Origin of the sequence: Microbacterium sp. STF-2 (genome assembly GCF_034650155.1) — a bacterium.
In the GTDB taxonomy this organism is placed as follows: Bacteria; Actinomycetota; Actinomycetes; order Actinomycetales; family Microbacteriaceae; genus Microbacterium; species Microbacterium maritypicum_A.
This window is the reverse complement of sequence record NZ_JARKMW010000001.1, coordinates 196,649-221,667: the sequence shown is the minus strand read 5'-3', so window position 1 is coordinate 221,667 and position 25,019 is coordinate 196,649. Positions and strand designations below refer to the sequence as shown.

Annotated in this window: 29 protein-coding genes and 1 tRNA gene; 8 read left to right on the top strand and 22 right to left on the bottom strand. The window is 67.4% G+C overall.

Annotated features, from left to right (window positions below):
* Window positions 1-17: 17 nt before the first annotated feature.
* The 3 genes from MicroSTF_RS01075 to MicroSTF_RS01065 are packed head-to-tail and all read right to left on the bottom strand — an operon-like array spanning window position 18 to window position 2,018.
* Window positions 18-674, bottom strand: a complete 657-nt coding sequence (locus MicroSTF_RS01075; RefSeq protein ID WP_322952985.1) for an SDR family oxidoreductase — start codon at window positions 672-674, stop codon at window positions 18-20.
* A gap of 28 nt (window positions 675-702) precedes the next feature.
* The gene (locus MicroSTF_RS01070) at window positions 703-1,230 is read right to left on the bottom strand and encodes a hypothetical protein (RefSeq protein ID WP_297558302.1); all 528 of its coding nucleotides are present in this window, start codon (window positions 1,228-1,230) and stop codon (window positions 703-705) included.
* Window positions 1,227-2,018 carry a hypothetical protein gene (locus MicroSTF_RS01065; RefSeq protein ID WP_322952981.1) on the bottom strand — a complete coding sequence of 264 codons (792 nt, stop codon included), beginning with the start codon at window positions 2,016-2,018 and terminating at the stop codon, window positions 1,227-1,229. Before MicroSTF_RS01065 ends, MicroSTF_RS01070 begins: the two co-directional genes overlap by 4 nt.
* Window positions 2,019-2,156: 138 nt before the next feature.
* Between MicroSTF_RS01065 and MicroSTF_RS01060 the strand changes: the two genes are divergently transcribed.
* A complete protein-coding gene (locus MicroSTF_RS01060) occupies window positions 2,157-3,179 on the top strand; it encodes a DUF2804 domain-containing protein (protein WP_322952979.1) in 1,023 nt (340 codons plus the stop codon).
* Here MicroSTF_RS01060 and MicroSTF_RS01055 read toward each other — a convergent pair.
* A complete protein-coding gene (locus tag MicroSTF_RS01055) occupies window positions 3,166-4,236 on the bottom strand; it encodes an NAD(P)-binding domain-containing protein (RefSeq protein WP_315071056.1) in 1,071 nt (356 codons plus the stop codon). The genes MicroSTF_RS01060 and MicroSTF_RS01055 overlap by 14 nt on opposite strands.
* 146 nt (window positions 4,237-4,382) lie before the next feature.
* On the opposite strand from MicroSTF_RS01055, the gene MicroSTF_RS01050 reads away from it, so the two are divergent.
* The 6 genes from MicroSTF_RS01050 to MicroSTF_RS01025 all read left to right on the top strand — a co-directional run bounded on the left by MicroSTF_RS01050 (window position 4,383) and on the right by MicroSTF_RS01025 (window position 7,404).
* Window positions 4,383-4,455, top strand: a tRNA-Ala gene (locus MicroSTF_RS01050).
* A 64-nt stretch (window positions 4,456-4,519) separates the two neighbouring features.
* Window positions 4,520-5,137 (top strand): hypothetical protein, encoded by a 618-nt coding sequence (locus MicroSTF_RS01045; RefSeq protein ID WP_322952976.1) that lies wholly within the window; start codon window positions 4,520-4,522, stop codon window positions 5,135-5,137.
* 109 nt (window positions 5,138-5,246) lie between these two features.
* Window positions 5,247-5,444, top strand: a complete 198-nt coding sequence (locus MicroSTF_RS01040; protein ID WP_029264977.1) for a hypothetical protein — start codon at window positions 5,247-5,249, stop codon at window positions 5,442-5,444.
* Window positions 5,445-5,509: 65 nt separating this feature from the next.
* Window positions 5,510-5,971 (top strand): DUF6153 family protein, encoded by a 462-nt coding sequence (locus tag MicroSTF_RS01035; protein WP_322952973.1) that lies wholly within the window; start codon window positions 5,510-5,512, stop codon window positions 5,969-5,971.
* Between the two features lie 106 nt (window positions 5,972-6,077).
* Window positions 6,078-6,683: a DUF305 domain-containing protein gene (locus MicroSTF_RS01030; RefSeq protein ID WP_029260183.1), complete on the top strand. Its 606-nt coding sequence runs from the start codon at window positions 6,078-6,080 to the stop codon at window positions 6,681-6,683.
* 70 nt (window positions 6,684-6,753) lie between these two features.
* Window positions 6,754-7,404 carry a CueP family metal-binding protein gene (locus MicroSTF_RS01025; protein WP_322952971.1) on the top strand — a complete coding sequence of 217 codons (651 nt, stop codon included), beginning with the start codon at window positions 6,754-6,756 and terminating at the stop codon, window positions 7,402-7,404.
* A 106-nt stretch (window positions 7,405-7,510) separates the two neighbouring features.
* On the opposite strand, the gene MicroSTF_RS01020 is transcribed toward MicroSTF_RS01025, so the two are convergent.
* The 8 genes from MicroSTF_RS01020 to MicroSTF_RS00985 all read right to left on the bottom strand — a co-directional run bounded on the left by MicroSTF_RS01020 (window position 7,511) and on the right by MicroSTF_RS00985 (window position 15,765).
* A complete protein-coding gene (locus tag MicroSTF_RS01020; RefSeq protein ID WP_021198535.1) occupies window positions 7,511-7,795 on the bottom strand; it encodes a hypothetical protein in 285 nt (94 codons plus the stop codon).
* Between the two features lie 105 nt (window positions 7,796-7,900).
* Window positions 7,901-8,908, bottom strand: a complete 1,008-nt coding sequence (locus MicroSTF_RS01015) for an Lrp/AsnC family transcriptional regulator (protein WP_231479810.1) — start codon at window positions 8,906-8,908, stop codon at window positions 7,901-7,903.
* Window positions 8,909-8,931: 23 nt separating this feature from the next.
* On the bottom strand, window positions 8,932-9,831 hold the full coding sequence (locus tag MicroSTF_RS01010; RefSeq protein WP_021198533.1) for an alpha/beta fold hydrolase: 900 nt from the start codon (window positions 9,829-9,831) through the stop codon (window positions 8,932-8,934).
* Window positions 9,832-9,861: 30 nt separating this feature from the next.
* Window positions 9,862-11,040, bottom strand: a complete 1,179-nt coding sequence (locus MicroSTF_RS01005; protein ID WP_029260179.1) for a M24 family metallopeptidase — start codon at window positions 11,038-11,040, stop codon at window positions 9,862-9,864.
* Window positions 11,041-11,049: 9 nt separating this feature from the next.
* Window positions 11,050-11,949 carry an ABC transporter permease gene (locus MicroSTF_RS01000; protein WP_322952966.1) on the bottom strand — a complete coding sequence of 300 codons (900 nt, stop codon included), beginning with the start codon at window positions 11,947-11,949 and terminating at the stop codon, window positions 11,050-11,052.
* Window positions 11,946-12,908: an ABC transporter permease gene (locus tag MicroSTF_RS00995; protein ID WP_021198530.1), complete on the bottom strand. Its 963-nt coding sequence runs from the start codon at window positions 12,906-12,908 to the stop codon at window positions 11,946-11,948. The genes MicroSTF_RS01000 and MicroSTF_RS00995 overlap by 4 nt, the downstream gene beginning before the upstream one ends.
* A gap of 32 nt (window positions 12,909-12,940) precedes the next feature.
* A complete protein-coding gene (locus MicroSTF_RS00990; protein WP_029260177.1) occupies window positions 12,941-14,560 on the bottom strand; it encodes an ABC transporter substrate-binding protein in 1,620 nt (539 codons plus the stop codon).
* Window positions 14,560-15,765: a dipeptidase gene (locus MicroSTF_RS00985; protein WP_021198528.1), complete on the bottom strand. Its 1,206-nt coding sequence runs from the start codon at window positions 15,763-15,765 to the stop codon at window positions 14,560-14,562. Before MicroSTF_RS00985 ends, MicroSTF_RS00990 begins: the two co-directional genes overlap by 1 nt.
* A 169-nt stretch (window positions 15,766-15,934) precedes the next feature.
* Here MicroSTF_RS00985 and MicroSTF_RS00980 point away from each other — a divergent pair, with 169 nt between their 5' ends.
* Entirely contained in the window at window positions 15,935-17,590 is a 1,656-nt protein-coding gene (locus tag MicroSTF_RS00980; RefSeq protein WP_322952961.1) for an ABC transporter ATP-binding protein, read from the top strand.
* Window positions 17,591-17,613: 23 nt separating this feature from the next.
* Here MicroSTF_RS00980 and MicroSTF_RS00975 read toward each other — a convergent pair whose 3' ends face one another.
* The 10 genes from MicroSTF_RS00975 to rplU form a co-directional block, all read right to left on the bottom strand.
* On the bottom strand, window positions 17,614-18,303 hold the full coding sequence (locus MicroSTF_RS00975) for an SDR family oxidoreductase (RefSeq protein ID WP_029260175.1): 690 nt from the start codon (window positions 18,301-18,303) through the stop codon (window positions 17,614-17,616).
* Between the two features lies 1 nt (window position 18,304).
* Window positions 18,305-18,688, bottom strand: a complete 384-nt coding sequence (gene rsfS / locus MicroSTF_RS00970) for a ribosome silencing factor (protein WP_029260174.1) — start codon at window positions 18,686-18,688, stop codon at window positions 18,305-18,307.
* Window positions 18,688-19,869: a hypothetical protein gene (locus MicroSTF_RS00965; RefSeq protein WP_322952958.1), complete on the bottom strand. Its 1,182-nt coding sequence runs from the start codon at window positions 19,867-19,869 to the stop codon at window positions 18,688-18,690. The genes rsfS and MicroSTF_RS00965 overlap by 1 nt, the downstream gene beginning before the upstream one ends.
* Complete coding sequence (gene nadD / locus MicroSTF_RS00960) at window positions 19,866-20,471, bottom strand: nicotinate-nucleotide adenylyltransferase (protein WP_021198523.1); 606 nt, start codon at window positions 20,469-20,471, stop codon at window positions 19,866-19,868. The genes MicroSTF_RS00965 and nadD overlap by 4 nt, the downstream gene beginning before the upstream one ends.
* Window positions 20,472-20,477: 6 nt before the next feature.
* Window positions 20,478-20,702 (bottom strand): hypothetical protein, encoded by a 225-nt coding sequence (locus MicroSTF_RS00955; RefSeq protein ID WP_021198522.1) that lies wholly within the window; start codon window positions 20,700-20,702, stop codon window positions 20,478-20,480.
* A gap of 65 nt (window positions 20,703-20,767) precedes the next feature.
* Entirely contained in the window at window positions 20,768-22,021 is a 1,254-nt protein-coding gene (locus MicroSTF_RS00950; RefSeq protein ID WP_322952951.1) for a glutamate-5-semialdehyde dehydrogenase, read from the bottom strand.
* Window positions 22,022-22,030: 9 nt separating this feature from the next.
* Window positions 22,031-22,816, bottom strand: a complete 786-nt coding sequence (gene proB, locus MicroSTF_RS00945; RefSeq protein ID WP_021198520.1) for a glutamate 5-kinase — start codon at window positions 22,814-22,816, stop codon at window positions 22,031-22,033.
* Window positions 22,813-24,312 carry a GTPase ObgE gene (gene obgE, locus MicroSTF_RS00940; protein WP_029260171.1) on the bottom strand — a complete coding sequence of 500 codons (1,500 nt, stop codon included), beginning with the start codon at window positions 24,310-24,312 and terminating at the stop codon, window positions 22,813-22,815. Before obgE ends, proB begins: the two co-directional genes overlap by 4 nt.
* Before the next feature lie 100 nt (window positions 24,313-24,412).
* The gene (rpmA, locus tag MicroSTF_RS00935; protein ID WP_028501603.1) at window positions 24,413-24,670 is read right to left on the bottom strand and encodes a 50S ribosomal protein L27; all 258 of its coding nucleotides are present in this window, start codon (window positions 24,668-24,670) and stop codon (window positions 24,413-24,415) included.
* Window positions 24,671-24,688: 18 nt separating this feature from the next.
* Window positions 24,689-24,997, bottom strand: a complete 309-nt coding sequence (rplU, locus tag MicroSTF_RS00930; protein ID WP_028501602.1) for a 50S ribosomal protein L21 — start codon at window positions 24,995-24,997, stop codon at window positions 24,689-24,691.
* Between the last annotated feature and the right edge of the window lie 22 nt (window positions 24,998-25,019).

The following is a 25,019-nucleotide window of genomic DNA, read 5'->3' as shown; positions in this document are numbered from 1 at the left end:
GCGCGAAGTGGCGTGTCTCAGCAGGACAGCGCCTCGGCGATCGGCACCGCCGAGTCGGCGTCGCCGTTCCCGAAGCGGATGGTCCGGCCGACCGTGCACGGTTCGTGCAGGGACGCAGCGATCACGGCAGCGACGTCGGCACGCGCGACAGCTCCACGACCGTCCGGATCGAGCTGGATCCGACCGGTGGGATCGTCGAAGGTGAGCGTGCCCGGCGCGAGGATCGTGCCCTCCAGACCGGTGCCACGCAGGTGCTCGTCGGCGGCCCACTTCGCGTCTGCATAGGGGAAGAAGTAGTCGCCTTCCGGCACACCGTGATCAGCGGTGGACCCGAGCCATGACACCATCACGTACCGTCGGACGCCCGCGCGTTCTGCCGCGTCCATGGAACGCTGCGCGGCGTCGCGGTCGACCGCGTAGGTGCGTTCGGCCGATCCGCCACCGGCGCCGGCCGACCAGACGACGGCGTCATGACCGCGGATGATCTCGGCGAGCGCCTCGACATCCATGTTCTCGATGTCGGCGACGAGCGCTTTCGCACCGCCGGCTTCGACATCGGAGGAATGGTCAGGGTTGCGGATCACCCCGGTCACCTCGTCTCCCCGTGCGACGAGGAGCGGCGCGAGCAGGAGGGCGATGCGGCCGTGGCCGCCGAAGACGATGATTCGCGACATGCCTTCACCCTACGCGCCCCCTCCGCACTCAGCGCGGGGTCTGGTCGCTGTCGATCACGAACGCCTGTGGATGGCTCGAAAGGTAGCGCACGACGATCAGCTGACCGCCGGGTATGTACGCGTCGCGGTCGGGATACACAGCGGGGGTGAAGAAGTTGCTCTCCAGCGTGTATTCGACGCCTTCGGCCGTCGTGAACGTCACCCAGTCACCATCCAGAGTCGCCGCCGTCGGTCGGCCGTTGTCGTAGATGTACGCACGGGTGAGGGGCACGCCGGTGAGGCTGAGGATACCGATCACCAGGCAGGCGAGCATGAGGAAAGCGAGGATGCGCGCGCCGATGCGCATGATTCCTCCCCCGACACGGCCGCGCGGACGCTGATCCGCACGCAGCAGCCCCTCCCGCTCGCGGATGGCCCGCAGCTCCCCGCCGGGCATCGCGCCCCGTGCCGACAGCGCGAACAGGCCGAGGATCGAGAAACCGGCGATGAACACCATCGCGTATCCGTGCGACGCCGGGAAGTTCACGAGCCAGATGAGCGTGTCCATCGGGTTCATCGCCCCTCCTCCTTCTCGATCGTCACGGCGACGGTCTGCGGGTCCTCACGCCGATAGAACGCCCAGACCGGGGCTCCGACCTGCAGGTGCGGAATGGCCTGCGGGTACACGAAGACCGTGGTGTCCGCTTCCCAGGTCGCCGCCCCCTCCGGCGCCATCAGCACGCGCAGGGCGAGCTCGCTCTGCCCCTCACGACGCCGCCCCGTCGGTCGCACCTCGAGCACGGATGCCGTCACCGGGGTGCCGCTCGTGCGCGCCAGCACCTGCCGCGGATCGATCAGCCCCCGTTCGATCCGCCATTGCAGCATCGCGTCCCGCACCGTGGGGTCGTTCAGGTCGGCGAGCTCCACCGTGTCCTGGTCCGTGAGGCTGTACCGCACGGGTACCGGGAGCCCGACCTGCAGGCCGGCGAGATCAGAGGCGTCGACCAGCGTGCGCAGCTGCGCGATGAACTCCTCTGCGGTGCTCGGTGTCACCCGGATGAACAGGTCGTACTGCGGCACGTCGTTGACGGTGAGACCGGTGCGGGCGACCTCGACGATCGTGCCCACTCCGATCTGCGTCTCTCCGCGCACCCGCTTACGGCGCCCGAGCCCCGACAGGATCCCGCCGAAGGTCAGCAGCAGACCCCACGCCACACCGATGATGATCGGAGCGCCCAGTGTGTCCTCTCCCGAGAACGGAAGGATCGACTGTCTCTGATCGATGCCGAACAGCCCCTCCCCGACCCAGACCACGAGCCAGGCGGACAGCAGCAGCCAGACGACGAAGAACAGGATGCGGAGCATGCCCTCAGCGTAGCCAGGAGCCGATCTCGACCCGAACACGGTTTTCCCACAGGACCCCCGCCGTTCGTCGCCCGGTCCTCTACACTCAGGGCAACGACACCGACCCGAGACGGTGTCCCTCCGGACAGCAGGACGACGATGCCCACACCGCTGATCGAGCGCGAGATCACCGCGCACGTATCTCTCACCACGCCCACCGGGATGCTGAACCGGGAGGCTCTCGGCTGGTCGCGCACACCGGTTCACGACACCTCGGGTATCCCCGGCCGCGGCCACTGGGGGCGCAACAAGCGGTGGGAGTATTGGAACGTGATGACGCCGTCGCACATCGTCGCCGTCACGGTCTCGTGCGTCGACTACATGGCTCTGCACGAGTTGTGGGTGCTCGATCGCGCGACCGGTGACGACATCGACACGACGGTGATCTCGCCGGGAGGGCGCAGCGCGACGCTCCCGTCTTCTCTCGGCGCGGGGCCCGCCCGAGCGCGCACGCGTCGGATCACCGTCGACATCGACGAGACTTTCGACGGAACACGCCTGCGCGCCTCCACCCCCCGCGTCTCGATCGACCTGCTGGCCGGTCGTCCGGAGGCACACGAGTCGCTCGGTGTCGTCGTGCCGTGGCGCCTCGGCGACGAGATCCCCCGTTTCCAGTACACGGTCAAAGATGTGGCACGCCCGGCCACCGGAACAGTGACCGTGGACGGAGTGGCGCACGAGGTGCCGACCGGAAGCTGGGCCGTACTGGACCACGGTCGCGGGCGCTGGCCGTATCGCGTGCGCTGGAACTGGGCTGCGGCCAGCGGTCTCGTCGACGGCCGCGTCATCGGGTTGCAGCTCGGTGCGAAGTGGACCGACGGCTCGGGTGCCACGGAGAACGCGCTGCTCGTCGACGGGCGGCTGTCGAAGATCAGTGAAGAGCTCGTGTGGGATTACGACTCCGAGCAGTTCATGCGTCCGTGGCACGTGCACGGGACGAGCGCCGACCTCGTGTTCACCCCGTTCTACGACAAGCACTCGCACACGAACGCGCTGGTGATCTCGAGCCGGACCGATCAACTGTTCGGTGTCTGGACCGGCTGGGTGCGCGACGAGAACGGAACGCGGGTGCGCGTCGACGGCATCGAGGGATTCGCGGAGGAGGTGCTCAACCGCTGGTGATGCGCACGCCTGCAGACTGCAGCGCGCGCTGCACTCCCTTCGCCGCCGAACGACCAGCACGATTGGCGCCGATCGTGCTCGCCGACGGCCCGTAGCCGACCAACTGCACGCGGGGGTCTGCGACCGCCGTCGTACCTCGACCGTTCCGGTCGAGCTGGATGCCCCCGGCCGCACTGCGCAGGTGCAGAGGGGCGAGGTGACTGATCGCAGGGCGGAAGCCGGTGGCCCACAGGATGACGTCGACCTGCTCGAAGCTGCCGTCTGCCCAGCGCACGCCGTCGGGTTCGATCCGTTCGAACAGGGGGCGCCGGTCGGCGTAGGCACCCAGACGCTCGGCCTCCCGCTCCTGCGGGCGGAGCATGAGTCCGGTGACGCTGACCACGCTCTCCGGAGGGAGACCGGCCGCGACGCGCTGCTCCACGAGGGCGACGGCTGCGGCTCCCGCTTCCGGCGTGAAGTCGTCATGGCGCCACACCGGTTCGCGCCGGGTCACCCACAGGGTGTCGGTGATCGGCGCCAGCGCCCCGAGGAACTGCACGGCCGACGCTCCCCCGCCCACGACGAGCACCCGCTTGCCGATGAAGTGCTCGGGCCCCGGGTAGTCCACGGTGTGCAGCTGTTCACCGATGAACGTCTCCATGCCGGGGAAGTGCGGGAGGAACGGATGCGTCCAGGTGCCGGTCGCATTCACGAGGGTGCGGGTCGTCCACTCCCCCTCACCCGCCCGTACGACGAGACGGCCGTCGACGTCCTCGACGCGCTCCACGCGCACGGGGCGGAGCACCGGGAGCTCGTGCGTCTTCTCGTATCGCGCGAAGTATGCGGGCACGGCCTCGTTGGCGCGTGCACCGTCGCGGGGCGGCGGCGTGTCGCCGGGCAGTTCGGCGACGCCGTGCACATCGCGCATCGTCAGCGCGTCCCACCGGTGCTGCCAGGCGCCGCCGGGCTGTCCGTCGGCGTCGAGAACCACATGCGAGATACCCAGCCTCGAGAGGTGGAAGGATGCCGAGAGGCCGGCCTGCCCTGCGCCGATCACCAGACTGTCGAGGATGCTCACGCCGGTTTCAACGCCCGGCGCCGCGCGCTTGTTCCTCCCCACCGCACTCCACGGTGACGCGCCCGGGATGCCCGCCCCGATTGGTGTTCGCGTCGATTCGTGTAGTACTCTTTTCAAGTTGCTCCGGCTGGTCCGGAACAGCGTCTGGGCCTGTGGCGCAGCTGGTAGCGCACCTGCATGGCATGCAGGGGGTCAGGGGTTCGAGTCCCCTCAGGTCCACAGAAAAAGCCCCCGGTTCTCCGGGGGCTTTCTTCGTCTCACGCGGTAGTGACCAGGAGGCACCATGACGCACACGCCTCTGGGCTACGCGGATCGTGTGCGTGCGTCGCGGGGATATCGGACGGTGAGCCAGCTCATCGCGGACGACCTCAACGTCTTCCTCGACCCTTTCTCCGCACTCCTCTCCGCGCACGCCGAGATCGGGACCGGCAATGTGTTCTGTCCGAACGTCCGCATCGACGCCGACCCCGGCACTCTCCTCATCGGTGACGACAACCGCTTCTTCGAGGGCACCCGAATCGAGGCGACCGGCGGCGGACGCGTGAGCATCGGCACCGACAACGAATTCGGCCCGCATGCGGTGGCTCTGCTCGCGAACCGTTCCGATTCCGTGATCACGATCGGCAGCCGGGTGCGTCTGATCGGGAGGATCGACCTCGCCGGCGCTTCCACTCTGGGCGATGGATCGCAGATCCTCGGCGATGTCACGGCGGTGAACGTCGCGCTCGCGAGCGGCGGGAGCCACCGCGACCCCGATCCTGACCTGTGCGGCGCCGTGCTCAAAGGACGAGGTCGGGCCACCGGACTCGCGCTGGCTCGCGGCCACGTCATCAATGCAGACGGTGATTTCGGCACCGCAGCCGTAGAGGCCCAATCGGTCTATCACCCTCGCCGTGCCTGATGCCGCGCCGGGTCAGCCTCGCTAGCGCGCGTCTGCACGAGCGTCAACCCGATTCCGACCGCACGCCCCGCGTTCTACCGTGAACCCATCTCGACGAAAGGATGCGATCATGTCGAACCCGATCATTCCCCCGGTTCCCCCGCTCCCCCATGACGACGACCCGACCGACCCGACGGGTGTGCCGACGAGGGAGGTCGACGGCGAGCGTGTTCTCGATCCGGATGTCGATGACGCGCTCGTCGACAGCGCCGAGGCCGACCGCGTCGCTGCCGGCGCGGACGAGCACGACGACGGCCCCGACGTCTGACCGCACACCCTCGCCGGCCCGCAGCGCACCGGTCGCCGTCACCCGCGCCCCGTAGACTTGCTCTCATGGCACCGGTGGCGGCGACGTGGTCCGGAAGAGGCTCATCGAGCGTCTTCCGGGGTGTGCTGTCGGGCGTGCTCCTCGTCGCCGCAGTCATCCTGGGGCTGCTGGGGATGCACACCCTGAATCTGCACGGCACTGCGGCGGCCGACACTCCGGCGGCGGCGATTTCGGCGGCGATGACCGTGTCCGAGCCGGTATCCGCGCATCACGGCACAGCACAGGTGCAGGCGCACCCGTCCGGCACGACCGGGATGTCCTGCGCAGGCTGCGGCACCGATGATCACGCCGGCATGGCGATGATGTGCGTCCTCGCGCTCCTCCTCGCCCTCGTACTCCTCATCGCGCCCGGAGTGCTTCGCGGCTGGACGGCGATGCTCCTCCGCTCGCCCCTTCTCGAGGTCCTGGCCGCTCGGGTCCTCCCCCGCGCCCCTTCTCTGCACGTTCTCTGCATCAGTCGCACCTGAGCAGCCGTCGAGCCCGCGCTCTCGCGCCACGGCTCCAGGCCTCTCACCCTCGCGCGCCGCCGTCCGGCGTGTGCGCAACGACTATGCGTATTTGGAGAACACACCCATGAAGATTCGTGCTGCGGCAACCGCCGCACTCACCCTGTCCGCCGTTCTGCTGCTGTCCGGCTGCGCGACCGGCACCGACGACGCTTCCATGCCCGGCATGGACCACAGCTCGTCGTCACCATCGGCCGGCATGAGCGATGCCGACGTCAACGATGCCGACGTCATGTTCGCCTCGATGATGATCGTGCACCACGAGCAGGCGATCGAGATGAGCGACATCGTGCTCGGAGTGGAGGGGATCGACCCCGAGGTGGCCGAACTCGCCCAGCGGATCAAGGCCGCGCAGGGCCCGGAGATCGAACAGCTCGAGGGCTGGTTGGACGATTGGGGCATCGGCTCCGACGACCGCGACGCGAACGGGATGGACCACGGCGACGGGATGATGAGCGACGACGACCTCGCCGCGCTCCGCTCCGCCGACGGTCCCGAAGCGTCGCGCCTGTTCCTCGACCAGATGATCGTGCACCACGAGGGAGCCGTCGAGATGGCGCGGGCGGAGGTCGACGGCGGGAGCGATCCGGAAGCGATCGAACTCGCCCAGACGATCATCGACGCGCAGACCGAGGAGATCCAGGAGATGAAGGACCTCCTCTCCACCCTCTGAACCCATTTCGGGGTCGGTGTCGGCGTATCCCCGCCCACACCGGCCCCACCTCGCACGAAGGACCGTCCCCATGAACCATCCCCTCCCCTCCACCACGTCTCCCGCCTCTCCGTCGGTCTCCGCATCACGTCGACGACGGAGGCTGTCCGCGGGGCTCGCCGCGTTGGCCGTCGCCGGAATCGCCCTGTCCGGGTGCGCGCCCGCCGTCTCCCCCGCCGACGTCGACTCGGTGGCGTCGGCGCGGGACCTGCTCGCCGCGCACGACCTCGCCGGGCTCGACGTCGGCGAGGTGATCGAACGACTCGACGCGATGCCCGTGGCGGACCGCCCGGACGATCTCCTCGCATCCGTCGAACCCGACGCGCTCCTGCTGCGTGACACCAGCGGCCGGGAGAGTCGGCTGCCGATGCCCGACGACGCGGTGTACATCTCGGTCGCACCATTCCGCGAACAGACCCATGAGTGCCACTTCCACAGCCTCACGACGTGCGTCGGCGAGCTCTCCGACACCGAGATGCGCATCGTCCTCACCGCCGCCGACGGGACGGTGCTCATCGACGAGATGCGCCGCACCCACGACAACGGGTTCACCGGCGTCTGGGTGCCTCGGGGAATCGAGGCGACGCTGACCGTCGAGAGCGCCGGCCTGACGGGCACCGTGCCGCTGTGGACCACGTCGCCGGACGATCGCACGTGCGTGACCGATCTGCAGCTGCTGTGATCCCGCACGTGGCCGACTGAGCTCCGCAGCGCGGCATGGAGGAAGCGCACCCCCTCGGAGATCGAGGGGGTGCGCTTCTTCGTTCGCTGTCCGTGCCGCGGGACGACTAGGTCGCCAGCAGCGGCGGCCGATGGGGGATGGAGATCGGACGTGTGGCCCTGCTCGAACCACGCATTCTCTCGACATCCTCGAGCACCTCGAATGCGGTTCCATAACGCGTGGCGAGCGGCAGGTCACGCAGCCAGGTCACCTCGACCTCGGTCTCGGCGAGTTCGTACACGCACGCGACGACATGGCGCGGGTCGTTGGGCGAGTATCGAAGGTCGTTGATCACCCATTCCGACGCCGTGATGCGATTCAGCATGAAACGCGGATCCGGAAGTTCAGACATGTGGGGCCCTCCAGGACTCTCTCTCCCTAGAGAGTGCGCCACAGATCGTGCCCTGGGAAGCCCCTTGACACCACGCGCGGAGGGTGCCGTCACGGAAACCCGGGGCTACGACCCGGTGTCCACAGCCCCTGCCGAGGCCACCTGGGCCCGCCACCACGGCGTCTCGATGAAGCCGCGCTTCATGAAGACGAGCTCCATCGCCGCATTCCATCCGCGAACTCCCTTGAGGTGCGCGATGGTCCCGGTGAGGAAGTCGTGCAGGGTCTCGGTGCTCGGAAGGATGATCTCGCAATAGAGCGAGTTCTCCTCCAACGCCGCGGCGAGGAATCGCACCGACACGTGATGGGCGAGCGTCTGGGCGACGGAGGCGATCCGCGACGGTTCTACCCGCAGGATCAACAGTGTCTCGGCACTCATCCCCAGTGCCGATGCCGGCACCATCGTCACGGTGGTCAGGCATCCGGCGTTGCGCATCCGCTCGTAGCGACGGCGCACGCTGCTCTCGTTCATGTCGAGCGTGTCGCCGATCGACTGGAACGACGCACGGCCGTTGTGACGCAGCTCTTCGACGATGGCCCGGTCGGCGTCATCGAAGTGCGTGGGATCGCAAGTGTTCGGCGCGGGCATGTACGACTGCGGGTCGCTTGCAGCCTCGGCATGGGCGTCGTAGAGCTGCCGCCCCCAGTCGAAGCTCACCTTGTACGTGTGCACGACCAGGTCGCTGCGCCACCGTTCGACGCCCGGGATCGCCTGCAGATCGGTGAGGACATGCGCATACGTCGCGGAGTCGCCCGGGATGACGACCTCGGCGAACACGTCGAACTTGCCGGTCACCAAGGTCACGAAGCGCACGTAGGGCGAGCCGATCAGCGCCTGCGCGACACTCAACTGCGACCCCGGTGTGCAGTTGATGCGCACGAAGAAGGTCTCCACGTGCCCTTCGCTGCCCAAGGTCGGCACGATCCCTACACGCACCAGCCCTTCCGCCAGCAGCTGCTGGCCGCGTCGCGTGACGGTCGAGACCGATGCTCCGGCGAACTCCGCGATCGATGTCCAGCTTGCGCGCCCGTCCTGCTGCAGCGCTACGACGATCCGTCGGTCGAGGTCGTTCACTTCTCTCGTCAGGTGAACACTGCTCATCGGGTCGGCGGGTACACCCGGTGCAGGAACGTGCGCACGGTCTTCGTCCACGCCTCTGCCTCCTCGATCTGCGGGGAGTGCCCCGATTTCTCGAACACCACCATCTCGGAGTCCGGGATGAGATCGGCGATCGTCTGGCTACACGATACTGGCGTGATCCAGTCCGTCCGGCCCACGGTAATGAGTGTCGGCACACCGATCTCGTGCAGCCGTGGCTTGAGGTCATAATTCGGAAGGTTCACCGAGAAGGCGTAGTTGTGCGCGCGGTAGCGGTACGGCGTGGCCTGCACCTTGCGCTCGGTCGCCTCCGGATCGTAGACGAAGTCGTACAGAGGCAGGATCTCGCGCCAGCAGTCCTTGAGGTCTTCGTCGTCGTGGACCTGTCCCACGTCGATGCGATCGAACTTCTCCATGTCGATCGTCACGCGGTCGGAGGCGAGCGCGTTCTCGCGAGCCAGATGGGCGTTGGAGTTGTCCGGCGAAGTGTCGCGCAGCACGATGGCCGCCACCCGCTCCGGGTATCGCAGCGCGTACTCCATGGCCATGAAGCCGCCGTACGAGCCCCCCGCCATCACGATCTTCTCGGCGCCGATCCATTCCCGCAGACCATCGATGTCCGCCGCCCACTGCTCGTGGCTGTAGACGCCTTCCCCGTCGCTCTGGCCGCTCCCGCGCGCATCGAACACCACGACGCGGTACTCGTCGGCCAGGCGCCCGAAGCTGGCACGCGGTTCCGCACGGGAACCGAGACCAGGAGCACCGTGGTGGGTGATGATGACGGGCGCCCCCTCAGGACCGAGCACCTCGACGGCCAGGTGGTTGCCGTTGATCTCGACCCACTCGTGGGTGCTGGTGGCTGCGGCGAACTCCGGCGATACCGGCGGTGTCGATGTCATGTTCTCTTCTCTCTCTCGGATTCCGGGGCGTCAGAGCGCGATGATGCAGTCGTCGAGACTGCGGGGGTAGGTGGTCAGAGGTTCGGCGCCGGTGTCCGTCACGAGCATGCTGTCGCTGATGCGGTACCCCGCGTGCCGTGGGACGTAGATGCCCGGCTCGTTCGAGACGACCATGCCCGCCTCCAGCAGCGTCGCATCGCCGTCTTCCAGCCAGGGCGCCTCGTGCATGCCGAGACCGATTCCGTGTCCTTGACGATGCCGGATGAACGCGCCGAGTCCGGCACCGCGGATCACGTCGAGACAGAGGCGGTTGGCTTCGCGACACTCGAGCCCGGCGCGGATGGTCTCACGCCCGAGCTGCTGCGCCGCGTTGATCGTGTCGTGGTAGCGCCGCTGCTCCGCCGTGGGCTCGCCCAGCACGAAGGTGCGCTCGCCCTCGATGAAGCGACCGCCCACCGCGCAGCCCAACGACAGCATGAAGGTGTCGCCGGCTTTGAGGCGGTTCACCGAAGGGAGCCCGTGCGGGAAGGCGGAGTTCGCGCCGGAGTAGACCAGCCCGCCGGCGAGCAGGGAGGCCACCACCACGTTGCGGTGCTCTGCGTACATGATGCCGGTACCCGTCGCCGTGACGTGACGCTCGAGCTCGGCCTCGGTGGGGAGCTCTCCCCCGGCTGCGACGGCCTCGACCACCAGCGAAACCCCGGCCTCGAGCATCCGATCCGTCACGCGGGCGGCCTCGCGGTGCAGGGTCACCTCCTCGGGGAACTTCACGAAACGGGCGCGGGTCAACAGATCCGAGGCGACGAGATCGGCTCCGGGCATCGCCTCCCTCACCGCCGAGAGACGGGAGAACGGCATGGACGACGCGAACCCGACCCGCCCCCGCGGCGAGACCGCGCGAGCCAGAGCCTCGAACGGTGCAACGACTCCGGGGAACTCGAAGAACGCCACCAGTTCTGCCCTCGCGGACTGCGACTCTGCGTACTCGCGTTCCAGTTCGGGCAACAGCATCACCACCCTGCCGTTCGCCTCGATCCAGATCGCCACCGGACGCTCGGAAGGGTGGTGGAAGAAGCCGGTGAGGTACGCGATGTCCTCCGGATGGTCGGTGAGGAAGGCGTCGAAGCCCTGCGCCCCCATCCGGTCGCGGACACCGGTCTGCACGCGATCGAAGAACTCGGGCGCGAGCCGCTGATCGAACTCGGTCATCTCCGGCTCCTATCGGGCGAGGTGGCGCGGGTTGCGCGCATCGTTGTAGGCGATCGACAACAGGGTCGCGGACAGCACCAGGATGAGGATCGCGATCGAGGGGAACAGTGTCAGCCACCAGGCACTGACCATCGCGCCGGCCTGCTGCGCCTCGTAGAGGATGCGACCCCAGGACCAGGTCGTCGGGTCGCCGAGGCCGAGGAAGGCGAGTCCGGCGGCCGAGAGCACGGCCCGCGAGGCCGTCACGACCACGGACACCACGACCACCGGCGTGACGGCGGGGAGGACGTGTTTCGTGATGATCCAGACCGGAGAGGTGGTCATCAGGCGCGAGGCATCGACATAGGGCAGCCCGACCACGGTCAGCGCCTGCGAGCGCACGAGACGGGTGACCTCCGGCCAGGAGAACGCGGCGACCACGAAGATGATCGTCGACGTGCTCGGCCCCACGAGCGCGGCGATCAGGATCATGAGCGGGAGCACCGGCAGCGAGAGCGTCATGTCGACGATCACGCTGATGAAGCTGTCGAGCTTGCGGAAGTAGGCGCCGAGAACAGCGATGATCGTGCCGAAGACGATCGCGATCAGCGAGGCGGCCACCGCGACGAGCACACTCTGCTGCGTTCCCCAGATCACCTCGGAGAAGACATCGCGGCCCAGTGCGTCGGTACCGAACCAGTGGTCGCCGCTCGGCGGACGCAGGACGTCCGGTCCGTAGCTGGCGGGATAGGGCGCGATCAGCGGCGCCGCGAGAGCCACGATCCCCAGCAGGATCAGCAGCCCGAGCGAGATCATGCCGAGCGGGTCCCGGCGGAAAGCGCGCCAGGTGTGCGCGCTCGCCCGCTCGCTGCCGGCGGCGGTCGGCTCGCTCGGAGCGAGGGTCTCTGAGGCGGGCATCGGAGCGGTCATGAGGTCTTCACTCTCGGGTCCAGGTAGCCGTAGATGATGTCGGTGATCGTGTTGGCGACCACGACGGTGATGGCGAGCATGAGGAAGGCGCCCTGCAGCACGGGGAAGTCGAGCTGTGTGACGGCCTCGTAGATCCCGCGCCCGATGCCCGGATAGGCAAACACGGTCTCGGTGAGTACTGCACCGCCGACCAGGAATCCGAGTTGCAGGCCGATCAGGGTCGTGGTGGGGAGCAGGGCGTTGCGCAGGGCGTGCTTCCAGAGGATGCGGCTGCCACGGATGCCGTTCGCCTTCGCCAGGAGGATGTAGTCCTCGCCGAGCGTCTCGATCAGCGTCGAACGCATCGTGAGCACGTAGGAGCCGACCTGGATGAGCATGAGCGACACCGCCGGGAGGACGAGGTGCTGCGCGACGCTGAGGTACCACTCGAAGCCGTAGGTGTTGTTGGTGTAGGCACCTCCGATCGGGAACCATCCGAGGTTCAACCCGAACACGAAGAGCAGGAGGATGGCGACGCTCGGGACGAACAGGGACTGCCCCGTCACGCCGACCACCTGCACCGCCCTGTCGATGAAGCGCCCCTTGTGGGACGCAGCCGCGACGCCGAGTGGAACGCCGATGAGGATCGTGAGCACCAGTGCCGTGATCGTCAGGAGAAGGGTCCACGGCAGCCGCTGCATGAGGACATCGGTGACCGGGATCGACTGCGTGAACGAGATGCCGAGGTTGCCCTGCAGCAGCTGCCACATGTAGAGCCCGTATTGCACGATCAGGGGCTGGTCCAGCCCATACTGCTCGAGGATGGTCGCCCGGATGTCGTCCGTCATGTTCGGACTCGCCAGCGCCAGGGCCGGGTCGCCGGGAAGCAGACGCAGGAGCAGGAACGTCACGGTCACGGCGAACCAGATCGTGAGGAGACCTCGACCCACGCGACGGAGAATGAACGATGCTCGGGACACCCGGGCGACCTTCCTCGAGATTTCAGTGGTTGTTACTCGACCGGGTGCGCGCTCGCGAGCGAGAGCGGGTTCACGATCGAGAGCAGCTCGCTCGGCTTCGAGATGAAGCCGGCCCATTCGTCGCTGGCCGCGAAGAACAGGTTCTGCGTGTACATGATGTTGTCGTAGACCTGCTCGTGCACGATCTTGTTCGCCTCGCGCATGATCGAGATCTTCTCGTCCTCGTCGAACGTGACCATGCCCTCCTCGATCAGCGCGTTCAGGTCGGCGTCGTCGACATGGGTGTAGTTGATCGCACCGCCGGGAAGGTACGACAGCGAGAAGTTCGTCACCGGATCGTCCATGATCGCGAAGTTGCCCGCGTAGATGTCGTAGTCGCCCTCGCTGGTCATCGAGAGGTATGTGTTGCGCTCGGTGCCCTGCAGCTCGATCGTGATGCCGGCCTCCGCCGCGCTGTCCTTCACCATCTGCGCCCATTGGCTGGTCACGCTGTCCTGCAGCGAGTAGATCAGCCGGAACGAGACGGGGAAATTCCCGTTCGCGTCTGCCGTGTAACCGGCCTTCTCCATGAGGGAGCGCGACTTCTCGGGATCGAACTCGTACTCCTTCACCGACTTGTCGTAGTACTTCGCGAGCACCGGCATCAGAGCGCTGGAACCTGTCGAGACGGCCTGCCCCTGCAGCACGACGGTGCGGATCGCGTCATAGTCGACCGCATGGGCCAGAGCCTGTCGCACCTCGGTCTTCGCGAGGTCGGGCTTGTCCATGTTGTAGACCAGGTGCGCGTAGCCGAGCCCGGGCGCCTCGACGACCTGGAGGCCGTCGGTGCTGCTGAGCTGATCGACCTGTGCGGGTGGCAGCGCGTTCGCGATCACGTCGATCTCGCCGCTCTGCAGCGCCAGGATCTCGGTGTTCACGTCCGGGTACACGCGGTACACGACCTCGGCGGGCCCGGGGACGCCGCCCTTGACGAGCGGGTAGTCCTCGACGCGCTTCAGCGTGTAGTGCTGACCGACCTGGAAGTCGCTCATGATGAACGGCCCCATGCCCACCCAGCCTCCGGCGCTGCCGTCGTTCGCGAACTCGGCGATCGACCCCTGCGGCTCGAACACGTGCTTCGGAACGACGACGCCCCAGAAGCCGATCTCTTCGACGATCGAGGAGTCGGGCTGGGTGAGGGCGAGCTCGACGCGGGTTTCCGACACCGCGGTCGCGGTGTCGAGGTTGCCCAGCTGCCCGTAGAACGTGCCGGGAGCCTGATCGCGCTTGACGGCGTTCAGCGTCCAGGCGACGTCCTCGGCGGTGAGGGGCTCACCATCGCTCCAGGTGAGATCGTCGCGGATCTCGTAGAAGCCGGTGGTGTCGTCCACGTAGCCCCAGTCGGTGGCCACGTGGGCTTCCTTGGTGCCGTCGTCGCTGATGCTCAGCAGATGCGGATACATCAGGTTCGTGATCCACGAGTCCGTGCGGCTGTTCCCGAGGACCGGATTGAAGTTCACGACATCTGTCGTCGTGCCGATGCTGATCGTCTCGTCGCTCGGGCCGGTGGAACCGGATGACTCCCCCGGTTCCGGCGCGGACGGGGCGCACGCGGCGAGGCCGACGGCGAGAGCCGCGGCCGCACCGAGGGCGAGGAACTTGCTGTACTTCATCAGACCCAAACCTCCTCGAGTACGCGCATGGTGTTCCCTCCGACGACGGCGCGAATCTCGTCGTCGGAGTAGTCGTGCTTCACGAGCCAGCCGATGATGTTGTAGAAGGCCTCGGCCGGGTTCTCGATGCCGTCGACGTACGGCTGCTTCTCGTAGTCGACGTTCGCATGTGCCTGCCCGAGCGACAGGTTCGACGAGAACGCGTCGTGCAGGCCGACGTGATCGCCGAACAGCGTGTCAGGACCGAAGCTGACGTGCTCGAGTCCCACCAGGTCCACGCAGTACTGGAAGTGGTCCATGACCGATTCCAGGGAGTGCTTCGGGTGCTGGGGGGAGATCGTCGTGTGAGGGGCGGCCTCGATTCCGATCACGCCGCCACGCTTGGCGCATTCGATGATCGTCTCATCCGTCTTCATGCGGTTCGTCGGCCACAGGCCGCGCGCACCGGCGTGCGTGATGAATACCGGCTTGGTCGAGTGGGCGATCACATCGAGACAGGTCTGGTCACCGGAGTGGGAGATGTCGATCGCGATGCCGAGCTTGTTCATACGCTCGACCGCGCGCTCGCCGAAGTAGGTCAACCCGCCGTCTCCGCGCTCTTTGAGACCGCCGCCGAGCATGTTCGCCTCGGAGTATGCGATGCCCATCTGCCGCACGCCGAAGCCGTACAGGACGTCGAGGCGGTCGACCTCGTTCTCGATCATGGTCGAGGCTTCGAGCGCGAAGATGTGCGCGACCCGTCCGGTCTCGGCGGCGTGACGGATGTCCTTGATCGACTCGGCCTTGATCACGTAGTCCTGGTGTGCGAGGTCGGCCATGCGCACGCCGAGGTCGAACAGCACGTCCTGGTACTTCCAGCCGGCATCGCTCGAGATGCAGCAGGTGCCGTCCATGCCGTTGTCGAACACGGCGGTCAACCCGGAGCGGGCAAGGCCCTGGTAGCCGGTGGGTTCGCGGCCCTGGCGGATGTGGTCGCGCAGTTCGCCCATGTCCTCGGGAAAGACCTGCACGTGCTCGTGCAGGGAGATCACGGTCTCTTCGCGAAGCAGACGTTCGGTGCGTTCCTGCTGCGCGGCACTGAGCCCGAGGTCGTAGGCCGGCACACGGCCGATCTGCTTGGCGTAGCGGAACTCGCGGTAGTCCTTCCCGGCTTCCAGGTAGTCGTACGCGGTGTAGCCGGTGTACCGGCCAGCTTGTTCGAGCACGGATGCGCTCCTTCGGTTCGATGATGCGGGTGCCCCTCCCGGTCGACGAGCGGGAGATTCCTCGAATCTGGAGGATTTCGGCGCAGATGTCAACCATTGTGATTATCTTCGGCTGAAATGTTTCCTGTTCGAAACAATTCAGAACAAAGAAGCTGGCATGATGGCATCCATGGAGAACACATCCGCCCCCCGGAACGCCGTCGTCCTGGACGTCAAGGGACTCACCGTCACCCTCACCGGCGATGGACGCCACAGCCGCGTGGTCGACGGCATCGATCTCGCCGTTCGCCGCGGCGAAGTCTTCGCGCTGCTCGGCGAATCAGGCTCGGGCAAGTCGATGACCGCCCGCGCGATCATGGGTCTGATCGACGAAGGAGACGTCGAGGCGGAGACGATGTCACTGAGCGGAACCGACCTCCTCGCCCTCTCCCCCGAGCAGCATCGACGCCTGCGAGGCGTGCGCGTCAGCCTGGTCATGCAAGATGCCCTTTCCGCGTTGAACCCGGTCCTCAGCATCGGCGACCAGATCATCGACCTCATCCGCGCTCATGGCAGCATCGGCCGCCGAGCCGCCGAAGCGCGCGCGGTCGAGCTGCTGACCCTCGTCGGTATCCCCACCCCCGACAAGCGCGTGCACGACTATCCGCACCAGTTCTCCGGCGGTCAGCGCCAGCGCATCCTGATCGCCATGGCGATCGCGCTGGATCCTGATCTCATCATCGCGGATGAGCCGACCACCGCGCTCGATGTGACGGTGCAGGCGCAGATCCTCGACCTGCTGCTGTCCCTGCGCGACCGGCTGGGCATGGGAATCCTGCTCATCACGCATGATCTGGGCGTGGTGATGGAGGTCGCCGATCAGGTCGCCGTCATGCGCTCTGGCCGCATCGTGGAGTCAGGGCCCGCCGACGAGGTGCTCACGAAGCCGCAGCACGCTTACACCATGCGTCTGCTGAACTCCATGCCGCGAGATGTGAGCGCCGCCGCGGAGAACGACGGGACGGTGCCCATCCTCGAAGGCCGCGGCCTGAAGCGCACGTTCCGTTCCGGGAGCGGGCGACGAGCGCACCGAGTCGCCGCCGTCGCGGGTGTCGATCTCGAGCTCCGCCAGGGCGAGATCCTGGCGATCGTCGGCGAATCGGGCAGCGGCAAATCGACGCTGGCGCGGATGCTGGTCGGACTCGACTCACCCGATGCCGGCACCCTGCGCTACCGCGATCAGGACGTGACGCGCGGTCGGCTCCGCGACCGGAAGATCCTGCGTCGTGGCGTGCAGATGGTCTTCCAAGACCCGTATATGTCGTTGAACCCGCGGATGACCGTGCAGCAGATCATCTCCGAACCGCTCGCCGCGACCCACTCCGGAACGCCGGCGACGCGACGGGAGCGCGTCGCCGATCTGCTCGATCTCGTCGGCCTCACCCCCGAGATGGGCTCGCGCTTCCCGCACCAGTTCTCGGGCGGCCAGCGCCAGCGCATCGGCATCGCCAGGGCGCTCGCGCTCGATCCGGACGTTCTGGTGTGCGACGAGCCTGTCTCGGCGCTCGACGTGTCGATCCGCGCACAGATCATCGACCTGCTGTGCGACCTGCGCGAACGGCTGGGCATGTCGATCGTCTTCATCGCGCACGACCTGTCCCTCGTGCGTCACATCGCCGATCGCGTGGCGGTCATGTACCTGGGGAACATGGTCGAGATCGGGGAGACGGAAGACGTTTACCGCCACCCCGAACATCCCTATACGCGGTCGCTGCTGTCCGCGATTCCGCCGCAGACGCGCGCGGAGCGCGGCATGCTCGCACGCCGAACGCGTGTGACCGCCTGACCGTCCGGTACGACGAGGCCGGATCAGCGACCCGGCCGCACCGTGAGGTCGGTGATCTCCGCGTCGCGCGGAAGATCGAGGGCGGTGAGGATGGTCGTGACGACGGCATCGGGCGTGATGAAGCGACCGGCGTCGTAGTCCTGCCCCTCCTGCTGGTGCACACGCTCCTGCATCGGGGTGGCGGTGCGACCCGGATAGATCGACGTCACGCGCACGCCGTGCGGCGCCTCCTCGGCCCGCAACGCATCGGCGAGGGCCCGGAGACCGTGCTTCGACGCCGCATATGCCGCCCACCCGGCGTTGGCACGCAGTCCCGCCCCCGAGTTCACGAATACGACCTGCCCTTGCGACACGCGCAGAACGGGCAGCAGAAGGCGCGTGAGCTCGGCAGGAGCCACGAGGTTCACGGCCAGCTGCTGTTCCCACAACGCGGGAGCGAGGTCGGCCACGTCACCGAGGTCGACGACCCCGGCGACGTGCACGAGCGAGTCGATCCGGTCGGGCAGGTGCTGCTTCGACAGCGCCCACGACAGACGACCCGGCTGAGCCAGATCAGCGACCAGGACGGATGCTCCCGGAAGGCTCTCTGCGATCTGCCTGGCGCGTCCGGCGTCGCGGGCAAGCACCACCACGTCATCGCCACGGTCCAGCAGACGGCGCGCGAGGACGGCACCGATGCCGGAACCCGCACCGGTGATCAGGTGCGTGGGCATGTCAGCTCGGGTCTGTGGTGGCGGGCTCTGCCACGTCGATCGGAACGACGGGGCAGTCCTTCCACAGTCGCTCGAGGCCGTAGTAGACGCGCTCCTCCTGATGGAAGACGTGCACGATCAGGTCGCCGAAGTCGAGGAGCACCCATCGGGCCTCCGCGCGCCCCTCGCGCCGTACGCGCTTGTGGCCCGACTCGATCAGCCGGTCCTCGATCTCATCGGCGATGGCGGCGACGTTGCGCTCACTGTTTCCGGTGACGAGCAGGAAGATGTCGACGAGCGGAAGAGGCTCGGACACGTTCAGTGCGACGAGATCTTCACCGCCCTTGTCGATGGCGGCTTGTGCTGCGAGACGCAGCATCTCTTCGGCAGTTTCAGGTGATTGCATCAGAACACATTCGTGGTGATGGCGATGATGACGACGACACCGACAGCGAGGGCGAGGCCTCCGGCGACGATCGCCAGGGTGATCATCAGCCGGTTGCCCTTCTCGGGCGCCGGCGGACGGATCACCTCGCCGGCGGGCTTGATGGTGCTGACCGCCGAGCTGGCGGCGATCGGCGTAGGCGACGACGCGGGGGGAAGCTCGCCGTCGATGAGAACGGCGTCGACGTCCTTGCCGTCGGTGGTTCCCAGGGCGTGGCCCTGCGAGCCCATGCCCTGAGGCAGTTCATAAGACCCGGTGACGAGGATCTCACCGGTGGAAGCGACAGGGCCGGAGAGCGAGCCCTCGCCCGGGGACGGCGTGAAGATCAGGGCGTTCGGTGCGGAGTGCTGCGACCCGGTCGAGTCACCGACGGAGAGCAGCTCGTCGAACGACGGGCGGAAGGGGGTGTGCGGGTCGGGAGCATCGGCGAGGATCCCCTCACCGAACGCGGGGTTGACGGTGGGGCGGGCTGCGGCGTCGTCATCGTCATCATCGGCGTCACCGACATCTGCCAGCACGTCGTCACCGTCGGTCTCGGAGTCACCGGTGCTCTCGGCCGGAAGGCCCAGAGCCGAAGCCACGTCAACATCGTCCTCGTCGGACTCGTCACCGGCACCATCGACGGACTCCAGCGGAACATCTCCCACGGAATCCGCGACGACGGATGCACGCACGGGAGCGACGGCGACCTCGTCGTCGACGTCATCATCGTCGGCGTCGCCCGGCTCTTCGTTCCGTGTGAAGTTCGGGACCCCCGACACGATCTCCGCGGGGTCGTGCGTCGCGGCGGACTCCTCGTCGGTCGGTTCCGCCGGCGCGTCGGGGGCTGGCTGCTCGACCTCCGCCTCTTCGGACTGCTCTCCGGCGATCACGGGCACCGAAGCCGTGCGCACCTTCTCGAGCTCGCGCGCCTGGCGGCGCGTCAACGGCGCATCGCCGCTGACGTCGTCAGGCACGGAAGTCGGCGCGGGCGGGATCTCCACGGGCTCGGCGGCACGGGGCAGCGGCGGTGCGGGCGGTGCCGCCTCAGCCGCCGCGGCAGCCTCCTCGCTGGAGATGACCGGGGTCGAACCCGTCAATCGAATCTCCCGCAGCTGCTTTCGCGTCAGCGGACCCTGCTCCTGCTGATCCGATGTACTCATGCCTTGCTCCGATACAGATGATGCTTCGCGATGTACTGAACGACCCCATCAGGGACCAGATACCAGACCGGCTGATCGTCGCGAACGCGTTCACGGCAGTCCGTCGACGAGATCGACAGCGCCGGCACTTCCAGTTGGCTGACGTTGTCGCTCGGGAGGCCGTCTGTGCTCAGGACATGTCCAGGGCGTGAGACCGCGACGAAGTGGGCCAACTCCCACAACTCATCATGGTCCCTCCAACTGAGAATTTGCGCTACGGCGTCGGCTCCGGTGATGAAGAAGAGGTCGGCATCCGGTCGATCACGCTTCAGGTCGCGCAGTGTGTCGATCGTGTAGGTGGGGCCCTCGCGGTCGATGTCGACCCGGCTCACCGTGAACTGCGGGTTCGAGGCGGTGGCGATGACCGTCATGAGGTAGCGGTGCTCGCTCGGCGAGACTCCCGACTTCTGCCACGGGTGACCGGTCGGCACGAAGACGACCTCGTCGAGCCCGAAGGAGTTCGCGACCTCGCTGGCTGCGACGAGGTGGCCGTGATGGATGGGGTCGAACGTACCGCCCATCACGCCGATGCGCGGGGGGCGCGTGGTCGCAGCGTCGTTCATGGGGGCCTAGTGGCCGTGTCCCGCCTCGTGGCCGTCCTTGCCGTGCTGCGCTGCCCATGCCTCGGCCTTCGCCGAGTGACGGTTGGCGACGTTCTTGTACGAGAAGGTCACCAGCCCGAGGAAGGCGAACACGACCGCAGCGATGGCTCCGAAGATCACCGTTTCGAGCGCGACGTTGCCGTGGTGCTCGGTTTCGGCAGCGGCCATCGCGATCTGTGCGACGAGGTTCATCCTGACTCCGTTTCGTGGCGTGCTGTTCGGGATCCTGTGAGGTACAGCGTCCCCCAGTCTAGCCCTCAGCCGCGGGTCTGCCCCGACCCACGCGCGAGCCATTTCGTGCTGGTCAACTCGGACAGCCCCATGGGCCCGCGAGCGTGCAGCTTCTGGGTCGAGATGCCGACCTCCGCGCCGAATCCGAATTCGCCGCCGTCGGTGAAGCGCGTCGACGTGTTCACCATCACGACGGCGGAATCCACCTCGGCGAGGAAGCGTTCCGCGTTGCGCGAGTCGGTCGTGATGATCGACTCCGTGTGTCCCGTGCTGTAGCGACGAATATGGTCGAGGGCCTCGTCGAGGGAGTCGACGACCTTGATCGCGATGTCGAGACTCAGATACTCGGTCTCCCAGTCCTCCTCGACCGCCGGGATCACGTTCGACACCATGCCGGCGACCATGTCGTCACCGTGGATCGCGACGCCCTCACTCTGCAGAGCGCTGGCCACGAGCGGGATCAGACGCGGAGCCGCCTGACGATGCACCAGCACCGTCTCCACCGCGTTGCACACGCTGGGGCGCTGCACCTTGGCGTTCACGACGATGTCGCTCGCCCAATCGTCCGGGGCCGTCTCGTCGAGGAAGATGTGGACGTTGCCCGCTCCGGTCTCGATGACAGGCACGGTCGACTCCGTGACGACGGCTTCGATGAGACCGGCACTCCCCCGTGGCACCAGCACGTCGATGAAGCCGCGACCGTGCATGAGCGCCTTCGCGCCCTCGCGACCGAAGTCATCGACGGTCTGGATCGCCTCGCTCGTGAGTCCCGCGCTCTCCACCGCCCGCCGCATGACGTCGACGAGCACGGTGTTCGACTCGCGCGCGGCACTCCCCCCGCGCAGCACGACGGCATTGCCCGCGCGCAGCGCGAGCGCGGCGATGTCGACCGTCACGTTCGGCCGGGCTTCGTAGATGGCGCCGACCACTCCGAACGGCACGCGCACCTGCTCGAGGGCGACACCGTTGGGCATCCTGTGCCCGCCGACGACGCGGCCGACCGGGTCGGCGAGGGCCGCGACTTCGCGCACAGCGGCGGCAAGGGCCGCCACGCGCTTCTCGTCGAGACGCAGCCGGTCGATGAGCGACTCCCCGATGCCCTCGTCACGCCCACGGACGATGTCGCGGGCGTTCGCCTCGATGATGCGCGGCGCGGCGTCGAGAAGGGCGACGGCGATCGCTTCGAGCACCCGCGCCTTGTGGTCGCTCGTGAGCGCGGCAGCGGCGCGGGAGGCCTCTTTGGCGCGCTCCAGGCGCACCTGTGGGGTCTGGTCGGTCATCCGCCCAGTTTATGAGGTGGCCGGCTCGAACCAGGTTCCTATTTCCGCACCGGCGAGGGCCTGTTCGACGAGGTCGGCGCTGGTGACCAGGACGCCGATGCCGGATGCCGCCGCGAGACGCGCGGCCGAGACCTTCGTGGCCGCTCCTCCCGTGCCGACGCTGTTGACGACGGTCGCCCCGAACTCGAGGCCGGTCAGGTCGGCATCGGGAGCCACGACATCGATCGGTTCGGCGCCGGGGTCCGTCGGAGGTCGCGTGTACAGCGATTCGATATCGCTGAGAAGGATGAGCGCGTCGGCTTCGATCAGCTGGGCGACGAGCGCGCCGAGCCGGTCGTTGTCGCCGAAGCGGATCTCCTGCGTCGCGACGGTGTCGTTCTCGTTCACGATCGGCAGGGTGCGAAGCCCGAGCAGCCGCTCCATCGCGCGACGGGCGTTGGAGCGCGATGTCGGGTTCTCGAGGTCGCCGGTGGTGAGGAGCACCTGCCCCGCGACGATATCGAAGGGACGAAGCGACTCCTGGTAGCGATACATCAGGATGTTCTGACCAACGGCCGCCGCGGCCTGCTGGGTCGCGAGGTCGGTCGGGCGGGCGTCGAGCCGCAGGAACGGGATTCCGGACGCGATCGCACCAGACGACACCAGGACCACCTCGGCTCCGCGTGCATGCGCCGCGGCCAGAGCTTCGACGATGACGGGGATCCGCCACGACGAGTCTCCGCTGATCGAGGAGGATCCGACTTTGACGACGATGCGGGACGCGGTGGCCAGATCCGCGCGGGTGCGTGCTGTCACTCGCCGTCCTCGCGGTACGCGGCGAGACGCTGCGTCTCCACCTCGGCGCGAGCCTCGGCCTTGGCATCCATGCGCTCGTAATACTGCTCGCGTCGCTCCGACGTCGTGCGGCGCGAATTCGGCGCCAGACGGGGGTCCGTACCCCGAGGCGCGCTCATCAACTCTGCCGCCGAGGTCATGGTGGGCTCCCAGTCGAAGACGATGCTGTCGCCCTCGCCGATCACGACGGTCGACCCCTGCACCGCACCGAGGCGGAAGAGCTCGTCCTCGACGCCGAGCTTTTCGAGACGATCGGCGAGATACCCGACGGCTTCTTCGTTCTGGAAGTCGGTCTGCTGCACCCAGCGCACCGGCTTCTCGCCCATGATGCGATAGACGTTGCCGTACGTGCCACCCTCGACCCGGATGGTGAAGTCCTTCTTGGAGCCTCGCGGGCGGATGACGACGCGCTCCGGCGGCGTCTCGAGCGCGGCTTCGGCGCGAGCCTTCTCGACGAGCTCGCCCAGCGCGAAGGTGAGGGGACGCAGACCCTCGTGCGAGACCGTGGAGATCTCGAACACCCGGAAGCCGCGAGCCTCGAGATCGGGACGCACGAGCTCAGCGAGGTCGCGTGCCTCGGGGACGTCGATCTTGTTCAGAGCGATGAACTGCGGGCGCTCGAGGAGCGGCGTCTGTCCCTCGGGCACCTCGTAGGCGCCGAGTTCCGCGAGGATGACGTCGAGGTCGGAGATCGGGTCGCGTCCGGGCTCCAACGTCGCGCAGTCGAGCACATGCAGCAGCGCGGAACAGCGCTCGACGTGGCGGAGGAACTCGAGGCCGAGCCCTCGCCCCTCGCTCGCGCCCTCGATGAGACCGGGCACGTCGGCGACCGTGTAGCGGAAGTCACCGACCTGCACCACGCCCAGGTTCGGGTGCAGCGTCGTGAACGGATAGTCGGCGATCTTGGGGCGGGCGGCGGAGATCGCGCCGATCAGGCTCGACTTGCCGGCCGACGGGTAACCCACGAGGGCGATGTCGGCGACGGTCTTCAGCTCGAGGACGATGTCGCCCTCGTGGCCGGGCGTGCCGAGCAGAGCGAAACCGGGCGCCTTGCGCTTGGGGGTGGCGAGAGCGGCGTTGCCGAGCCCGCCCATACCGCCCTTGGCGACGACGAACCGCTCGCCGGGGATGATCATGTCGATGAGGACGTCGCCCGCGGTGTTCTTCACCACCGTGCCGACCGGAACGGGCAGCTCGAGCGTCTCGCCGAGGAATCCGGAGCGGTGATCGCCCATGCCCGGCCCACCGTTGCCGGAGGAACGATGCGGCGAGTGGTGGTACGAGAGCAGCGTGCCGGTCTGCGGGTCGGCGACGAGCACGACATCGCCGCCGTCGCCACCGTTGCCGCCGTCGGGACCACCGAGCGGCTTGAACTTCTCGCGGTGCACGGAGACGCAGCCGTTGCCGCCCTTACCCGCACGCAGGTGCAGTGTGACGGTGTCGACGAACGTGACCATTTGCTAGTCCTCAGGGTTGCTGTGCGTTTTCGGAGGGTAGATACACGGACGGGGCGAGCCGAAGCCCGCCCCGAACCGGATATCTAGTGTCGCGCTGTGATCACTCAGCTGCGGCGACGATGTTGACGACCTTGCGGCCGCCCTTCGCGCCGAACTGGACCGCACCGGCGGCCAGAGCGAACAGCGTGTCGTCGCCACCACGACCGACGTTGACGCCGGGGTGGAAGTGCGTGCCGCGCTGGCGGACGATGATCTCGCCGGCGAGGACCTGCTGACCGCCGAAGCGCTTCACGCCGAGGCGCTGAGCGTTGGAGTCACGACCGTTACGGGTTGAGCTTGCGCCCTTTTTGTGTGCCATGTCCTAGTCCCCTCGGGCTTACTTGATGCCGGTGATCTTGACGCGCGTGAGCTCCTGGCGGTGGCCCTGACGCTTCTTGTAGCCGGTCTTGTTCTTGTACTTCTGGATGATGATCTTCGGGCCGCGGAGGTTGCCGATGACCTCTGCCGTGACCTTGACCTTCGCCAGCGAGTCAGCGTCGGTGGTCACCGTGGCGCCGTCGACGAGCAGCACGGCGGCCAGCTCGATCTTCTCGCCCTGGGCAGCCTTGACACGGTCGAGCTGAACGATCGTGCCGACCTCGACCTTCTCCTGCCGCCCACCGGCGCGCACTACTGCGTAAACCACTTCATACCTGTTTCGTTGGGGA

Coding starts and splice junctions, on each gene's coding strand:
- MicroSTF_RS01075 (WP_322952985.1), bottom strand. CDS start 674: ATGTCGCGAATCATCGTCTTCGGCGGCCACGGCCGCATCGCCCTCCTG.
- MicroSTF_RS01070 (WP_297558302.1), bottom strand. CDS start 1,230: ATGAACCCGATGGACACGCTCATCTGGCTCGTGAACTTCCCGGCGTCG.
- MicroSTF_RS01065 (WP_322952981.1), bottom strand. CDS start 2,018: ATGCTCCGCATCCTGTTCTTCGTCGTCTGGCTGCTGCTGTCCGCCTGG.
- MicroSTF_RS01060 (WP_322952979.1), top strand. CDS start 2,157: ATGCCCACACCGCTGATCGAGCGCGAGATCACCGCGCACGTATCTCTC.
- MicroSTF_RS01045 (WP_322952976.1), top strand. CDS start 4,520: ATGACGCACACGCCTCTGGGCTACGCGGATCGTGTGCGTGCGTCGCGG.
- MicroSTF_RS01040 (WP_029264977.1), top strand. CDS start 5,247: ATGTCGAACCCGATCATTCCCCCGGTTCCCCCGCTCCCCCATGACGAC.
- MicroSTF_RS01035 (WP_322952973.1), top strand. CDS start 5,510: ATGGCACCGGTGGCGGCGACGTGGTCCGGAAGAGGCTCATCGAGCGTC.
- MicroSTF_RS01030 (WP_029260183.1), top strand. CDS start 6,078: ATGAAGATTCGTGCTGCGGCAACCGCCGCACTCACCCTGTCCGCCGTT.
- MicroSTF_RS01025 (WP_322952971.1), top strand. CDS start 6,754: ATGAACCATCCCCTCCCCTCCACCACGTCTCCCGCCTCTCCGTCGGTC.
- MicroSTF_RS01020 (WP_021198535.1), bottom strand. CDS start 7,795: ATGTCTGAACTTCCGGATCCGCGTTTCATGCTGAATCGCATCACGGCG.
- MicroSTF_RS01010 (WP_021198533.1), bottom strand. CDS start 9,831: ATGACATCGACACCGCCGGTATCGCCGGAGTTCGCCGCAGCCACCAGC.
- MicroSTF_RS01005 (WP_029260179.1), bottom strand. CDS start 11,040: ATGACCGAGTTCGATCAGCGGCTCGCGCCCGAGTTCTTCGATCGCGTG.
- MicroSTF_RS01000 (WP_322952966.1), bottom strand. CDS start 11,949: ATGACCGCTCCGATGCCCGCCTCAGAGACCCTCGCTCCGAGCGAGCCG.
- MicroSTF_RS00990 (WP_029260177.1), bottom strand. CDS start 14,560: ATGAAGTACAGCAAGTTCCTCGCCCTCGGTGCGGCCGCGGCTCTCGCC.
- MicroSTF_RS00980 (WP_322952961.1), top strand. CDS start 15,935: ATGGAGAACACATCCGCCCCCCGGAACGCCGTCGTCCTGGACGTCAAG.
- MicroSTF_RS00975 (WP_029260175.1), bottom strand. CDS start 18,303: ATGCCCACGCACCTGATCACCGGTGCGGGTTCCGGCATCGGTGCCGTC.
- rsfS (WP_029260174.1), bottom strand. CDS start 18,688: ATGCAATCACCTGAAACTGCCGAAGAGATGCTGCGTCTCGCAGCACAA.
- MicroSTF_RS00965 (WP_322952958.1), bottom strand. CDS start 19,869: ATGAGTACATCGGATCAGCAGGAGCAGGGTCCGCTGACGCGAAAGCAG.
- nadD (WP_021198523.1), bottom strand. CDS start 20,471: ATGAACGACGCTGCGACCACGCGCCCCCCGCGCATCGGCGTGATGGGC.
- MicroSTF_RS00955 (WP_021198522.1), bottom strand. CDS start 20,702: ATGAACCTCGTCGCACAGATCGCGATGGCCGCTGCCGAAACCGAGCAC.
- MicroSTF_RS00950 (WP_322952951.1), bottom strand. CDS start 22,021: ATGACCGACCAGACCCCACAGGTGCGCCTGGAGCGCGCCAAAGAGGCC.
- obgE (WP_029260171.1), bottom strand. CDS start 24,312: ATGGTCACGTTCGTCGACACCGTCACACTGCACCTGCGTGCGGGTAAG.
- rpmA (WP_028501603.1), bottom strand. CDS start 24,670: ATGGCACACAAAAAGGGCGCAAGCTCAACCCGTAACGGTCGTGACTCC.